The 13508-nt window shown below is 60.0% G+C and carries 20 protein-coding genes; 12 read left to right on the top strand and 8 right to left on the bottom strand.

What is annotated here, in order from left to right; genetic code table 11:
* The first annotated feature begins 151 nt into the window (after positions 1-151).
* Positions 152-394, top strand: a complete 243-nt coding sequence (locus EP837_RS15785) for a type II toxin-antitoxin system Phd/YefM family antitoxin (RefSeq protein WP_066531672.1) — start codon at positions 152-154, stop codon at positions 392-394.
* Complete coding sequence (locus EP837_RS15780; protein WP_066530714.1) at positions 394-816, top strand: type II toxin-antitoxin system VapC family toxin; 423 nt, start codon at positions 394-396, stop codon at positions 814-816. Before EP837_RS15785 ends, EP837_RS15780 begins: the two co-directional genes overlap by 1 nt.
* A gap of 562 nt (positions 817-1378) precedes the next feature.
* Here the strand turns inward: EP837_RS15780 and EP837_RS15775 are convergent.
* Together EP837_RS15775 and EP837_RS15770 are read right to left on the bottom strand one after the other, a co-directional pair.
* Entirely contained in the window at positions 1379-2200 is an 822-nt protein-coding gene (locus EP837_RS15775; protein WP_082919809.1) for a 3-keto-disaccharide hydrolase, read from the bottom strand.
* A gap of 171 nt (positions 2201-2371) precedes the next feature.
* A complete protein-coding gene (locus EP837_RS15770) occupies positions 2372-2821 on the bottom strand; it encodes a P-loop NTPase fold protein (protein ID WP_066530712.1) in 450 nt (149 codons plus the stop codon).
* Positions 2822-3316: 495 nt separating this feature from the next.
* On the opposite strand from EP837_RS15770, the gene EP837_RS20680 reads away from it, so the two are divergent.
* Positions 3317-3667, top strand: a complete 351-nt coding sequence (locus EP837_RS20680) for a thermonuclease family protein (RefSeq protein WP_082919808.1) — start codon at positions 3317-3319, stop codon at positions 3665-3667.
* A gap of 237 nt (positions 3668-3904) precedes the next feature.
* Positions 3905-4087 (top strand): DUF6961 family protein, encoded by a 183-nt coding sequence (locus EP837_RS22095; RefSeq protein ID WP_443019132.1) that lies wholly within the window; start codon positions 3905-3907, stop codon positions 4085-4087.
* Between the two features lie 13 nt (positions 4088-4100).
* Here the strand turns inward: EP837_RS22095 and EP837_RS21115 are convergent, their stop codons facing one another.
* The gene (locus tag EP837_RS21115) at positions 4101-4271 is read right to left on the bottom strand and encodes a hypothetical protein (RefSeq protein WP_156518653.1); all 171 of its coding nucleotides are present in this window, start codon (positions 4269-4271) and stop codon (positions 4101-4103) included.
* A 192-nt stretch (positions 4272-4463) separates the two neighbouring features.
* On the opposite strand from EP837_RS21115, the gene EP837_RS15755 reads away from it, so the two are divergent.
* The 4 genes from EP837_RS15755 to EP837_RS21435 all read left to right on the top strand — a co-directional run bounded on the left by EP837_RS15755 (position 4464) and on the right by EP837_RS21435 (position 6422).
* The gene (locus tag EP837_RS15755; RefSeq protein WP_066530706.1) at positions 4464-4679 is read left to right on the top strand and encodes a hypothetical protein; all 216 of its coding nucleotides are present in this window, start codon (positions 4464-4466) and stop codon (positions 4677-4679) included.
* A 126-nt stretch (positions 4680-4805) separates the two neighbouring features.
* Positions 4806-5288: an ATP dependent DNA ligase gene (locus EP837_RS15750; RefSeq protein ID WP_066530705.1), complete on the top strand. Its 483-nt coding sequence runs from the start codon at positions 4806-4808 to the stop codon at positions 5286-5288.
* A 694-nt stretch (positions 5289-5982) separates the two neighbouring features.
* Entirely contained in the window at positions 5983-6183 is a 201-nt protein-coding gene (locus tag EP837_RS15745) for a hypothetical protein (protein ID WP_066530702.1), read from the top strand.
* A gap of 89 nt (positions 6184-6272) precedes the next feature.
* Positions 6273-6422 carry a hypothetical protein gene (locus tag EP837_RS21435; protein WP_197486350.1) on the top strand — a complete coding sequence of 50 codons (150 nt, stop codon included), beginning with the start codon at positions 6273-6275 and terminating at the stop codon, positions 6420-6422.
* 13 nt (positions 6423-6435) lie between these two features.
* Here EP837_RS21435 and EP837_RS21630 read toward each other — a convergent pair whose 3' ends face one another.
* From EP837_RS21630 to EP837_RS21105, 3 genes are all read right to left on the bottom strand, one after another.
* Positions 6436-6522: a DUF3606 domain-containing protein gene (locus EP837_RS21630; protein WP_082919741.1), complete on the bottom strand. Its 87-nt coding sequence runs from the start codon at positions 6520-6522 to the stop codon at positions 6436-6438.
* Between the two features lie 148 nt (positions 6523-6670).
* On the bottom strand, positions 6671-7327 hold the full coding sequence (locus EP837_RS15740; RefSeq protein WP_066530698.1) for an SOS response-associated peptidase family protein: 657 nt from the start codon (positions 7325-7327) through the stop codon (positions 6671-6673).
* Positions 7328-7765: 438 nt separating this feature from the next.
* Positions 7766-8323 (bottom strand): DUF6894 family protein, encoded by a 558-nt coding sequence (locus EP837_RS21105; protein WP_156518651.1) that lies wholly within the window; start codon positions 8321-8323, stop codon positions 7766-7768.
* Positions 8324-8335: 12 nt separating this feature from the next.
* Between EP837_RS21105 and EP837_RS21100 the strand changes: the two genes are divergently transcribed.
* The 3 genes from EP837_RS21100 to EP837_RS21090 all read left to right on the top strand — a co-directional run bounded on the left by EP837_RS21100 (position 8336) and on the right by EP837_RS21090 (position 9018).
* A complete protein-coding gene (locus EP837_RS21100; protein WP_156518649.1) occupies positions 8336-8500 on the top strand; it encodes a hypothetical protein in 165 nt (54 codons plus the stop codon).
* Positions 8487-8657, top strand: coding sequence for a hypothetical protein (locus EP837_RS21095; protein WP_197486421.1), 171 nt, complete (start codon positions 8487-8489; stop codon positions 8655-8657). The genes EP837_RS21100 and EP837_RS21095 overlap by 14 nt, the downstream gene beginning before the upstream one ends.
* Positions 8658-8841: 184 nt before the next feature.
* Positions 8842-9018 (top strand): hypothetical protein, encoded by a 177-nt coding sequence (locus EP837_RS21090; RefSeq protein ID WP_156518645.1) that lies wholly within the window; start codon positions 8842-8844, stop codon positions 9016-9018.
* A gap of 580 nt (positions 9019-9598) precedes the next feature.
* Here EP837_RS21090 and EP837_RS15725 read toward each other — a convergent pair.
* Positions 9599-11224 (bottom strand): long-chain-fatty-acid--CoA ligase, encoded by a 1626-nt coding sequence (locus EP837_RS15725; protein ID WP_082919807.1) that lies wholly within the window; start codon positions 11222-11224, stop codon positions 9599-9601.
* A 636-nt stretch (positions 11225-11860) separates the two neighbouring features.
* On the opposite strand from EP837_RS15725, the gene EP837_RS15720 reads away from it, so the two are divergent.
* Positions 11861-12166 carry a hypothetical protein gene (locus EP837_RS15720; protein WP_197486349.1) on the top strand — a complete coding sequence of 102 codons (306 nt, stop codon included), beginning with the start codon at positions 11861-11863 and terminating at the stop codon, positions 12164-12166.
* On the opposite strand, the gene EP837_RS15715 is transcribed toward EP837_RS15720, so the two are convergent.
* Positions 12150-13406, bottom strand: a complete 1257-nt coding sequence (locus tag EP837_RS15715; RefSeq protein ID WP_066530683.1) for an alginate export family protein — start codon at positions 13404-13406, stop codon at positions 12150-12152. The two genes, EP837_RS15720 and EP837_RS15715, sit on opposite strands and share 17 nt — an antisense overlap.
* Positions 13407-13508 lie beyond the last annotated feature (102 nt).

Here is a 13508-nt window from a genome sequence, read left to right as displayed (position 1 = left end):
GCGAAAGTCGGCCTGCCCGAGTGGAATTTCTCAAGCCGCCTTCGCAAAGTCCCAAGCTTGGCCTGGTGCCCCCTGCCGAAATTCGCGCCAGAGACTGGCAATCTGCTCCCGATTGATGTAGATGACCAACTACTTGGTCAGGAGACGGGAAATGGACGCAGTCAACCTTGCAGATGCGAAGGCGCACCTCAGTGAACTTGTAGACCAAGTTGAAGCCGGTGCCTCTATCGAAATCACGCGCCGCGGCAAGCCGGTTGCGAGATTGACGGGCGTGACCCGACCCCGCTCACAAATCGCGCTTGCCACGCTTAGGGCACTCACAGCGGCAATGCCGGACGCGCCGCAGTCCGCTGCCGAACTTATTCGCGAGATGAGAGATGGCGACCGTTACTGATGATCTATCTCGACACGTCCGTATTGATTGCCGCCCTGTTTCAAGAAGCAGCAACGAGCCGTACGCAGAGCTGGTTGGCGGAGCAGGACCCGGAACAGCTGCACATCAGCGAATGGACGCTGACAGAAGTATCCTCGGCGATGGCACTCAAGGTCCGCACAAAACAGATCACGCTGGATCAGCGGGCCGCAGCATTAGCTACATTTAACAGGCTTGTCGCCGAGAGCTTCCACCTTTTGTCAGTGACGGGCATGAACTTCCGCATGGCCGCTAAACATGTGGACCAACACAGTTTTGGCCTTCGAGCTGGGGATGCACTGCATCTGGCGGTGGCGTCGGATCACGGTGCAACGTTGTTCACGCTCGATCAACGTCTCGCTGCAGCAGGCCCTTTCCTGGGGACGGCAGCACATCTGCTATAGTAGCCTCGAGCTCCCCACCGGAATGAGCAGGAGCTACTCGTCTCCTGCGGACGCAGCACCAACGCGTCGGATGCATCGTCAGGCCCGTTCAGTTGAAGGAAGATGATGGCGCTTGGTGCCGTCGCAACAACAGAAGCCACCGGTCCGCAAGGGGGCCGGTTTTTGTAACTCTATGATGCCGGTCCCGCACACGCTCAATGTCGCTTCCTCATAAAAGTTGCCTTTCGACCTTTCGCTCTGCAAGGCAGGATTGTTCCAGCTGCCGCCTACCAACGTCGACTCATTGTGGGCATTCAGCGGCCGATTTTCGAGCTCCAGATCCGGAACGGCAACTATCCAATCTACCCACCTCATAACTCGCCCATTCCGGAATGGCGGGCTTGACGACAGCGACTGAGGAAAGCTCCCGGCGGGCGTTTGTCGGGCAACTTCCGGACAAACCGGTTTCCGTTTAAATGGTGAACCGATTTGGCTTGCGCACAGGAGTGAGGCTGCTGCGCTTCGGGACATGCCTGCCAGTAGGGAGACGCGGGGGTCGAACGGACGCGCGCCGCGCCTCGGTTCAGTCCAGCTTGCGCAGCCATATGTTCCGCACCTCGACCCGCGCCGGGTTGAGCTCGGCTTCGATGCCGATCAATCCGGCGCGATTGTCGGGGGATTGCGGATCGTCGAACACGCTCACCGCCATAAGCTGGCCGTTGAGGAGGTGAAGCACGACAGGGCCGCGCGCGATGATCTCGTATTCGTTCCACTCGTCCGGGCGAACGTTGAGCGCGAGCTTGCTGCCCTCGGCAATCGTGCCCACCAGTTCGGCGCCGGCGCCGGCGGAGCGCCGCGTCACTTGTCCGCGCCAGCTCGTTACTCGCGCGGGCTCGTTTTCCATGTAGACTTGACCGCTGAACAGGTCGCGGCCGAACGTCTTAGCCGGCCAGAAATCGGCCTGCGGCCCGGTCATCATCCAGCGCAGGTTCGGCGGCGGTGCGCCCGGCACAGGGTTGGTCCAGGCAAGGCCAGTGCGGCTGCGGTACTGAATGCCGGACCCGCCAACAGCCGCCTTGATTTCCAGGCGCAGATCAAAGTCGCGGGCCTTCATGCCGCGATAGACGAGATAACTGTTGTTCATCGCCCGGTTCGGCGGACGAACGGCGACGATCGCCCCATTTTCCACGCGCCAGACCTCGGGATCGCCATCCCAGCCCGCCAAGGTCCGACCATCGAACAGTGAAACGAACCCTTCGTGGTCCTGAAACGCGCGCGGGCGGGGTTGCTTTAGCACGAACGGATGCGCCACGCTTTTGGCCGCGGGCGGTTCGGCTGCTCCAGCACCAGTCGCCAGCGCGGCGCTCAGCACCGCGCCGCAAACCTTCAGGGCTACTGTGCTCATGCCCACCGCTCCTCTCTTTTTTCGCGTCACTAGTCAGGCGAACACCGACACGCTCCCGTTTCGCCTTTGTCTAGAACCTCGGCGGAGAGGATCAAATAGCAGTCCTATCCCGCGCAAAGCTCCGCTCCTTGGAGAGCAGCGGGGCCTGACCTGTCAATCGGCATATTCGCTTCAACCGTCCAGGCCACTCAGCTCTAGTGACTGAGATAGCTGCGCGCCACCCTCTGTCATCGGACTGAACGACCAACTGGAGCCGTTCCCTGGCGCCCGGGTTAGTGGCTGCACCGCCAATTTCGTCGCCCCGGTCGTGCCGCCAGCAGCGTGCTCCAGACCGGCGATCGCCTTGGCTAGGTCTTCGAACAACGCGAATAGCAATTGGTCTCGGTCGCCGACCAGCCATGGCCGGAACTCCACTGCCACCGCTTTCATCACGTCTATCTTGCGCAAGCGCTTCAAGGTCAGGGCGAGTAGGCTTGATTTTCCTGAGCCCCATTTGCCTTCGAGGCCGAACACGAACCTTCTGTTGGCCGCCTGTGTGGTCAGCAATTCCGCGATCCGCTCGGCGAGCGCGGCGAAACCGAAGCGATCTTTACTGTCTGATTCAAATCGGACGATCGCCATGGAAGGTCGGTTCGGTCATTGCCTAGTCTCTCTCAATGCCACGACCTGATCGTGCTTGAGGATGCGCGTGTATCGGAGCACTGGATTGCACCATTAGCGAGCCAGAACGTCGCTTACCAATGGCTTTGATTTGCCATAAAGATCGTGCTTACCCGCTCTGCGTAAGTGACCAAGCAATCGAACAAGCTCCCGTTCACGCCGTTCCTTCTGACAAAATTTCTTTCCGCCGCTCCCCTGCTGGTCTTCATCCACAAGTCTCCCGTGGCCAAGCTGACGCACTCTTCAGAGAGTCTTAGGTGATTGGCGGTGACCCTAATCACCCACACTGTACCACAACCTGAGGACAACCCCTCGGCAGCCGAATCTGGCCAAAACTGCTCGTTTCTGCGGATTTTCAACGAACATGGTGGTTCTGCTTATTGTACTAAAAAGTAGAGGTCAGTGGGAGGTAACTTCGTGCTTGACCTCCAGCTTGCGGAATTTATTCCTGCCGCGATGATCGCTGGCATCCTCCTCTCTGCTGCCGTTACCGTCGTGGACGGCGATACCCTGCGTATAGGTGGAGAACGTGTCCGCCTGCTCGGCATCGACGCTCCTGAGATCCACGGTTGCCGACCGGGCAGAGCGTGCGTCCCCGGTGATGGGCAAGCCAGCAAGCGCAGCCTTCAGGCAATGATGGGCGAAAAAATCAACGTTCAGCGCGTGGGGCAGGATCGCTATGGCCGGACGCTCGCGCAGGTCTATGTCGGCGGGCGGAACGTCGCCTGCGAGCAGATCAGGCGCGGTCATGCGCAGTATGTCGCCAAGTGGGACGACGGCGGGCTGCTGGCGAGGGACTGCCGATGAGCCGCTATCGCTGGAAGGATCGCTACGGCGACTTGATCCGACGTCGCAACCCTTGGCCTCTTCGGCTGGAGTTCGCACTGCTTCTCGCGTTGACGATCTGCGCCTTCGGTAGCCTTTTCGTCCCGAACTGATCGCAGCCCTTGCTGCCCCTCACATCATAAGAGAAAGTACCGGCATTCGGGACTCGCGGTAGGACGGCAGTTCGGAGGGGTGGGTGTTACTGGATGATTGGTAGCTATGGCCTGCGCTCAGCAGGTCCTCAAGCAGCACGGCGGCTGCGCGCCTTTGCACATCGCTAATCGGATTGGCGAGCTAGCCACAGCAGGCGATAGCGCTGGCGTGGACGCATGGAAGTACATTGCGAGCCGCGTCGATCAGCTAATGGATTATCGCTCCGGGCAGCCGTCACGTAGGCAATGATTAGCGTTGATGGCTAATGCATGACAGATGGAGCGCGCATCAGCGCCAGGGCGCGCAGCTGATGCCGAAAGGCGATCTCTTGCTCGATTTGGATCGCGTCGGGGCAATCGCCCCGGAGCAGTGCGTCAATCGCCTTGCGGGCGTCCTGCTGCGGTAGATTTGCGGCGTCGTCGGACGTTCTCACCACGGCCTCTCCTGCGAGTCGTTGGGCGAGAAGCACATGCCTCCACGAAGCCGATGCAAAGCGGCTCACCACCTGTCTCAGCAAGGCGGTGGCTCGGCGCTACGGTGCCTCCCTTCACCGCTCCCGAGCGGTCCATCTTCCCATCATACGGTATGAAGGGCCGCCATCCCGGCACATGAGAGGATCGTCAAAATGGCGGATCAAAATCAGGGCAACCAGCAGGGCGGACGTCAGAACCAAAATCCTGGACAGCAACAGCAGGATACCGGAGGCGGACAAGGCGGCCGGCAACAAAGCGGCCAGCAGGACCGGAACCCCGGCCAGCAAAATCAGCAGGATGAGCAGCGGCGGCAGCAGGGCGGCGGCCAGCAGGAACGCCGTGATGATCAGGGTGGACAGCAGCGCTGATCTGATACCGACGCAGAATGGGGCCGCCTCTCGTGGGCGGCCCTTTTCTTGTTGTCATAGCCTGAGGAACCCGACTCGAACGGCAGGAGTCGCGGTCGCGAGCGGTGCATCGATCGACGATCTTGGTTGCAAGAGCTCATCGGGGAGCATGACCCCGCCTTCCGCATCCAGGTCAGCGAACACATCATCGGACACGGACCCGAGTTTTTCCAACAGGCAGAAGAGCTAGAACTGGAGGGCATCGTCTCCAAGCTGGCGGACAGTCGCTACCGCAGCGGTTACAGCACGTCCTGTCTCAAGACCAAGGCGTTTACAGAAGATCACTTCATCATCGTTGGGACGGAGCAGGGACCCGGGCCCACAACTGCCCTCTGCGCGCGCGAGACGCCCCACGGGCTTGAATATGTCGGCGGAGCCATGCTGACGCTTACCGCCACCGAGCGCGACCGGTTTTGGGCAGCGGCGGAGAAGTTGGAGCGATCGAGCCCTCCGGTGAAGACGGAGAAGCGTAAGGCTGTGCGGTGGTTGGAGCCGAAGCTGCAGGCTCGGGTGCGGCACTTGCGGGGCGAAGAGAAGCTGCGCCATGCGACTGTGATGGAGCTGCTATGATCGGCGATATGTCTCGCGAGGAGTTGCACGCGCTGCGATGGGAACATCCGCATCCGAAGGAAGAGGCAGAGCATTTCTATCTCTGCCAGGAACGCGGCCAGGCCGTGGATATGCGCAGGCTCATAATACCAAGGATGTACGACTCTTGACCAAGGAACGAAGGCTGCCTTCCGATGCTATGCCCGGGTGTTGATGATCGATGGGGGTCCGTAATGTCTGAGGAAGATACTAGCTTGAGCGCGCGTGAAGATCGTCGGCGCTTTCTTCAAAACTGCGGGCGTTTTGCTGTCACAGTGCCTCCTGCGATGACGATCATGCTGTCCACCTCACTAACGTCTACAGCAATAGCTGCATCATCTGGCGGCGGTGGGGGTGGCAGCAGGGGCGGCGACGGCGGCAAGGGGGACAGACCTGACACTGGCGTAAAAACCGGAGCAGATAGTGGTCTGAAGACGACGATCGACACCGGGAAAAAGCAGCCTGAGGCGAAGGGCGATCATCCGGAACGAAGCAGGGGCCATTAGCGTAGCGCGAGCTGTTACTGAACTACGGAAAATTACTTGGATTTAACCGAGTTTGTGGAAGCTTGTCGTCATAGCAGAGTAGCTCTCCAGCCTCACGGCTGGGGGAAGAGGGACATGGAGGATGCCCAGGAGGATGCAGCCGAGAAGCGCGAGCAGGAAGGGGGCTATCAATGACCGAAGCTCCCGCTGTGGCGGAGTTTACCCTGGTCGATGGCAACCCCGTTACCGTGAACATGGCGCAAATCGACTATTTCCAACCCTCCGATAACGGGACGCTGGTCGTGTTCTCTGACGGACGGCAGCTGGAGCTGGAGGAAAGCTATGACGCCGTGGCTGAGGTGATGAACCCGGAACGACAGGCGGGGTGCTAGCGAGGAACTTAGCGACCCGAACGACGTTAACCGTCACTTGCCGTAGCGTCAGCCGCCTTCATCAGTGGCTGTGAAGCAAGGGGCTGAGCATGGATGATCCTCACGACACTCTAGAACTTGCTCAAATGCGAGACGACGAACTCATCCGCGCCTGGTGTTCCTGCGAGGATCATGAGCATCTGAGTCCGGAGAGTCAGGCCCTCATCCAAGAAATGGAGCGGCGCGATCTGGAATTTTGAGGCTGGCTGGCTCTCACCCCTTGCGCTGGAAATATTCCGCGACCTGATCGACGCCGTTCCCCACTTCCCGCACAGCGTCCTGCAACTGGTCGCGCGACACGTTGAACCGCTTGGTCCAATATTAAACCTCATAGTCCTCGCCCATCGAAACCCGATTGGCATCACGGGGGCCGGTCTTGGTCTTGTCGTCGCTCATGGAATCTCTCCTTTGGGGCGAACAACGCGCGAATACCCCGCTCATTCCCCGTTCACAGGAATGTAGGAGAGGCGGGCGTGCTGCCCGGCCGCTGGAACCATAGATTGTCGGTGCGCTCAACAAGCAGGCGTTCACCCGGGTATGGCTGGTGGAACTGATATAGTTCTTCGAGGGGCGCATGCAGCCATGTGTCCCAATGCTCCGGGTCGATAATGACCGGCGAGCGATCATGAACATCCATCAGTTCGATGCAGGCTTCCGTCATGACGCCGGTATAAACTGAGCCCCATTCATCACTGTTCGACCACAGCCCCGCCCAGGCAAAGATTGGCTGATCCTTCACTGAGATCCATGCCTCGGTCATGCGGCGCGGCTCGCCGATCGCTTCGGCAAACCGCGCGGTCGGGATCAGGCAGCGATTCTTCGGGTTGACCGTCCAGCGCTTCCAAAAGGTGCCCAGCTTGTCGAACCGGGCATTGTTCACGGGCTTCGGCTTGTTCTTCTTCGTCGGGTCTCGCTTGCTGGGGAGTGCAACAGGAAAGCCCCAGGTCATCTGCTCCAGCACCCGCTCACCATCCTGGAGGCGAATAACTGTGCCGGGCTGGGCTGGATGGGTCTGAAGCGGTCCCTCGTTGAAACGCGCGCCTTTCCTAGCACCGAACAGGTTCAGCACCTTCTGCGTGTCGCCGCGTTCAGCTCGGTTGCACATGCAGGAAAGGTGAGATGCACAACAGGGGGAGTCAAGCGGGTGCTCATTGAGTGTCCGGATGTCCCACTTGGGTGGATAGGCGATGGTCCGCTATTGAGCAAGGCGTGGCGGCAAGGTGACGCAATTCGCTGTAGGTCGGACCTATGACGAAGCCATGGATGTCGCGCTTCAAATCGAAACCGCCCACTCGAATCGGCAGCTTGGTTGATGTTTGATGGCCTACGCCTTGCGGCATCGGGAGTGATAGGCACGGCGTTATGCGTGCCATCGGCATTTCTCTTGCCCGATTGAATGTCGGAAGTTGGGCGCCTGGGACGTGGCAGCTTACCACCGCGAACCGGAACAGCAGGTCATGGGCGGAAAAGGGGCGAACGCAGGCTGCCACCGACGCCGGCGGGCAGGTATCGCAAGCGGCTTTTCCTGTGCCTGCAGTTAGGATTAGGGGATGCTTGCTGTTGCCGCCGTTTTCATCGCGGTGATGTTTAGCACGTAGAGAATTAGCCCAGTCTCGTCCGAGACGTCTATTTGCCAGTCCTCATCCACCCAGATGAGGTCTGCGTGGTCCTTTAGAAGCTCACCTACAAACCGAGCAAGCTCGATCCGAAGCGCTGTGTGATCATCACTGTGGACCGGGACCGTATCGGAAATACGGGACTGCGTTCGGATGTTGATGTTGAACTTTGGGATGGGAAGCCTCCACCCGCAAAGCGCGCCGTTCGGCATTGCGTTCCAGTTCCCCGTACAGCGTCCAGTAACCGACTCCCATATGTTCTCTTTCTGTTCTATAGTGGCTTCACGAATCGGAAGGAGTCGGTCATGTCCATTGAGCGCCCCGAATGGGATGCATCCTGTGCTGTCTGGCAGGGCTACTGCGATCATCTCAACACAGTGAAGTTCAGCAACGCCGACCAGATGCACACAGGCTTCGTCGCTATAATGCGGGAGCGGAAGCACCCTGAGGACCTGCGCCTTTTCGTCCGCGGCTTCGCTGGGCATGATCCCGAGACAGTGACTGCCGCGCTGCGCGCCCGGTACGAGATCTGGGTCGAAGCACAGGATTGCGGCGTCGATCTGAAGGAGTCCGCGCTTGATGTGTGGGCAGCACTGGCAACCCGGCCGCTCACCCCCGAAGACTTCAATGTTTTTCCCGCGTTTGCAGATGCTGAAGCTTGAAAAAGTCCGGGAAACCGTCGCCGCTGAACTGGAGGCGCGCGGGATAGGCGATGCGCCTTTCTATGAGCAGATCAGGGAAGGGCGGCGCGATGACGGGCCGTTCATGATCGGGGCGCTGGCAATGGCGAAGCGCCGGGAAAGCGATGAAGGTCCCTGAACGGTTTACATCGTCTTGCGCGGGAGCAAGGAAGGGGTTTCCCAACGCGAAAACATGTTGCCGGGGATTGGGCATAATTTACCGCAACTCGTGACATATCGCAGCGACATTCCGAGGGCTTTCTACGCCCGTGGGAGATCACCGTTTATGTTGAGGAGGACGCCGATCAGGGGGATGATGAAGCGTGATCTCCGAAACAGACTCCGCCATCCGCGCCTTCAATGTCATGGTGGAGCAGATCGAGAAGGGGCAACCCTTCCACCCTCAAGAGGTGCAGGACGTCATAAACGAACTGCTGGAGGAGGGGCATCATAGCCTCGCCGATCGGTTGTCGCGGATGAAGATTAAGTGGGGTCGGTGAGAGACCGACCCCTGATGGAAGCACCATATTCGTATGTGGGCAATCGATGACACGCTGTCGCCTCTTTAGCGCCATGATCGCGAGCAGCTGATCGAGGATATGGCGCCGGAATGTGGCAATTTGCTGAGGCGACGTTGAAGGCTCTCACGCGGGAGCATGGCGGAACTTGATCGCCCCTTCTGCGTAATCTGCGGGCCTCGCTTCATTCACGCCCCCAGCATTTGGACGAGGCTACTTTTCAAAGGCAAGCTAGAAGCCGGTGCCTTTGCGGAGAGAATGCCGGCTCGCCCATCCCCGGAGGATTTGTGCACCTGACTCGTCCCCGCGCAGAATATTATGCGGCAAGATTGTTACAGAACCGGCAACTGGCTGACGCGGCAAGCGACCGCAACATTAGAGATGTCCATGAGCGCTTTGTGGAGATGTATGCAATGCTTCTCAGCCAGATAGATGCTTCCCCCGCTTCGAGGGGTGTGCATTTTTCGGGCTCTAAGGACTGTCGTGCTCAGGATGGCGAGTGTGCCTGAGCGTAAGAGCGTCGACCGGCCTATGTCGATGCCAGATCATCGCGCAGATCGCGCTATGAAGGCAGAGCATAGCCCGTAAACTGATCGCGGAGCCGTTTCTTGTCGATCTTACCCGTGGCGCCCAGCGGGATATCGTCGACGAACTGCACATCGTCAGGCATCCACCATTTGGCGATCTTGCCGTCCAGAAAGGCGAGAAACTCCTGCTTGTCAGCGGTTTGGCCACGGCATAGCTTGATCAGCAGCAAGGGCCGTTCATCCCATTTGGGATGGGGCACGCCGATGACGGCAGCGTTGGCGGTTTTCGGGTGTCCCATCGCGATATTCTCGATTGCGATCGACGAAATCCATTCGCCGCCCGACTTGATGATATCCTTGGCTCGGTCCGTAATTTGCATGAAGCCAAAGCCATCGATGGTGGCGACATCGCCCGTATCGAAAAATCCGTCGCCATCCAATATGACGCCGCCATCGCCCTTGAAATATTCGCCGACGACATAGGGGCCCTTTACCTGAAGATGGCCGCAGGTAACGCCATCATGCGGCAGGACATTGCCCGCGTCATCGGTCAACCGCATCTCCAGCGTCACCGGCGCGCGTCCCTGCTTCAGTCGATAGCCCAGCTGCGCTTCCTCTGCCATGGCTGCCACCTCCGGCACCAGTTCACCAATGGTGCCCACGGGCGAGGTTTCCGTCATCCCCCAAAGCTGGCTCACTTCCACACCATAATCATCCCGGAACGCACGCGCGATTGCCTCGGGCAGCGCCGAGCCGCCGATCTTGACGCGCTTGAGCGTCGTCAGCCTGCCATTCGTTTCCCGCAAATGCGTCAACAGCATCTGCCACACGGTCGGGACCGCCGCCGTGAAGGTAACTCCCTCCGCCTCCAACAGCTCATGGATCGACGCTCCGTCCAGCTTTGGTCCGGGCAGGACCAGTTTGGCGCCGACCGCCGGACCGGAAAAGGCCAGCCCCCAGGCATTGGCATGAAACATTGGTACAACCGGCATGATGGTATCAGCCGCTGAAATGCCGAGCATCTCGACCGACAATGTGGCCAGCGTACGCAGGAAATTCGAACGATGGGAATAGAGCACGCCCTTTGGCTGCCCGGTCGTGCCCGACGTGTAGCACAGTCCCGCCGGGCTGTTCTCATCAAACCCGCCCCATGCACAGTCCGGGGAACTCTGCGCGACCAGATCCTCGTAGCAGTGGGCATCCTGCCAAGGGCTGTTCTGCATGTGCTCGCGATCGGTCATGACGATGATGGCTTCGACCGTGGGCATCTTGAATCGATGTTCCGCCAACATGGGCAGGAAGGTCAGATCCGTCAGGATGACGCGATCTTCGGCATGGTTGATGATGTAGCAAAGCTGCTCAGCAAACAGACGGGGATTGAGCGTATGGCACACCGCCCCAATGCCCATGATACCATACCAGACTTCCAGGTGGCGGGCCGTGTTCCATGCCAGTGTCGCAACACGATCTCCCGGCACGATCCCCAACGCCTTGAGGGCGTTGGACACCCGCTTGGCCCGTTCATGCACCTGCGCATAGCTTGTCCGAACGATCGGCCCTTCGACCGAGCGGCTGACAATTTCGCGGTCACCATGCCAGACCTTGGCGTGATCCAGTATCTTATCGACGGTAAGGGGCCAGTCCTGCATCAGGCTACGCAAAATAACGCCCTCCTCTCCATGCCGCCTTTTCTTGAAGGCGTGCCGGCGCGCCAAACGACTGCATGACGCGGCTTATATGATGCTACTCCAAGACGGCTCGCGCGTCGCGCCATGTTTGCGGTGGCGGAAATTCCAGCATTTACCAAAAAACAGATCGGTAACGCGGTCCCAGTCTTTGGGCGCCCTCGATTTTGCAGGAGATTTTCCAGCATTATTCGTCGCATGTAAGCGTCGAAGAGCGGCACCGTAAACGGTGCGGTGGATGCCGGCCCGATCGGCATCATCCTCCCGACTCCAACCCTTGGCCTCGCGGAGGCGGCGTATAGTAAGACCAAGGCGCTGCTGGATATCCACCCCCATCTTAAAGCGCGCCTGTCGCTTATCGATCTACAGACGATCAGTGACAAAGGACGGATTAGCGTTCGCTCCGCTAACGAGGCGTCCTCCCGCCGATGCACCTCCCAAAGTCTCCTTATCCTTGCACATTCTACTCGACTTGGTGGCCCAACAGAGCGAACGCTGATGTCGTGACGAGCGGCCGAATTGAGTGCCGCTGCCCTCGGAGGATGACAATCCACGGGGCTTTGGGTGGTGGGAGCGGCGCTCATGCCTGCACCCTTGAAGGAGTCCGTTCGGTTGAGCGACATTCAACTGGTCCTGCTGGCCACCGCCGCGCCGCGCGACAATGGCAGCCTGCTGCCGCCGCCTGCCGCGGTAGGCGAGGCCCCTGCCCGCATCCGCAAGGCTGTCCAGGCGCTTATACGCCGCGGCCTTGCCGCAGAGGTGGAACTGCCCGCTTACGCAGACGCTTGGCGGACCGAGGGTGGCCACGCGATCGGCGTGGTGATCACCGATGCAGGCCGCGTTGCGATCGGCATCGAGCCGGAGGAGCCCGAATCACCCGCGACGGACCTAGCCGAACCGTCTAGAAGCTCGCTGTAAGGTTGAATGAATTATACACCGTCCAGTCCTTCGGCGGCGCATTGGGCGCGTCACGCAGGAACCGGCCCTTTGCCAGCAGCAGCCCGTCATATTCAAACCGCAGCCGCGATGGGATCAGCCAATAGCGTATGCGCCCTTCAACCTGATGTCCGGCGAATCTCCCTGACCGACCGCTCGCGTCGCGCACGCCCGTCGTCGCGAAACCGTCGGTCGCGGAGTCCAGCCACATGGCGCGGTAGGACAGGAACCAGTCCAGCCGCTTGTCCGGGGTCGCTTCCACACGCACGCCCGGCGTCACGATGTTGGCGCGGGTGATGGCATTATAGAGGCCCGCGGGCGCGAAGTCCGCACGGCGCATGCCGAGCAGCGTGTCGAACCGGCCATAGCTGCCGCCTGACCTGTCGCCGCTTGCCCGGTCGAACTCCACCGAGAAGCGTGTTTTCCACTTGTCAGCTAGACTGTAGCCGACATCGGCATGGACGAAGCTGGCGCTGACATCCTGCCGGACGGCGGTAAGCGCGAGCGACGCATTGATGCCACCCCATTGGTAGAAAGCCTCTACCTCATAGTCTAACCGCCCGGGCGCGGGATCGGTCATGATCCGCCCGCCAAACGTATTCAACGACCGATCGCGCGTCGGCCGTCCCGGCGCGTCACGCTCACCCAGGTGGAAATAGCTGACCTCCGCCATTACCGGACCGAGCGCCTTGGCCTTGCTGACCAGCCCGCCCCACAGCACCAGGTCAAAGCTCTCCTTGTCGAGCCGCACCTTATGATCCCGCACGCCCTCCGCGTCATCGGGCCGACGCATTTGCGGCAGCGTATAGATAAAGGTCGCCTTCCACCCCTTCGCCGCCGCCAGATCGGTGCGGATGCCGGTATAGCCATTGGTCGTGTTGCGATAATCATCTGCCGCCACCAGCCGCCGCGATCCCAGGTTCAGCGTCATCCGGCCCAGCGTCACGCCCAGGCTGCTTCCCCTGCCGAACGGATCCTTCCAATCCCGCGCCGCATAAGCCTGCACCAGCTCCAGCGTATTGACCTCATTGGTCGAGATCGGCGTTCCGGGGTCAGCACCCCAAGCACGGCTGTCAAACAGTTCCGCGCCTAGCCTCCATCCGTCAGCCTGATATTCCGCCAGCAGCTGCGTCCGAATATTCGTCAGCGAATCTTCAGCATCGAAACCTGCACGCGCTTGCCCGTAGATGATTTCATGACGCAGGCGAACAGTGCCGCTCAACCGGAAAGCCGACCCTGCCCCTTCAGCGGCCGCCCAACCGGTTCCGTTCCAGCACAGGGCTATACAACCCAGCGCAAACCGACTTAACGATACATATGTTTT

The sequence above is a fragment of the Sphingobium sp. EP60837 genome (assembly GCF_001658005.1).
Lineage (GTDB): Bacteria > Pseudomonadota > Alphaproteobacteria > Sphingomonadales > Sphingomonadaceae > Sphingobium > Sphingobium tyrosinilyticum.
Note: the sequence above shows the minus strand (reverse complement) of the source record. Positions and strands in the feature narration are given on the sequence as shown.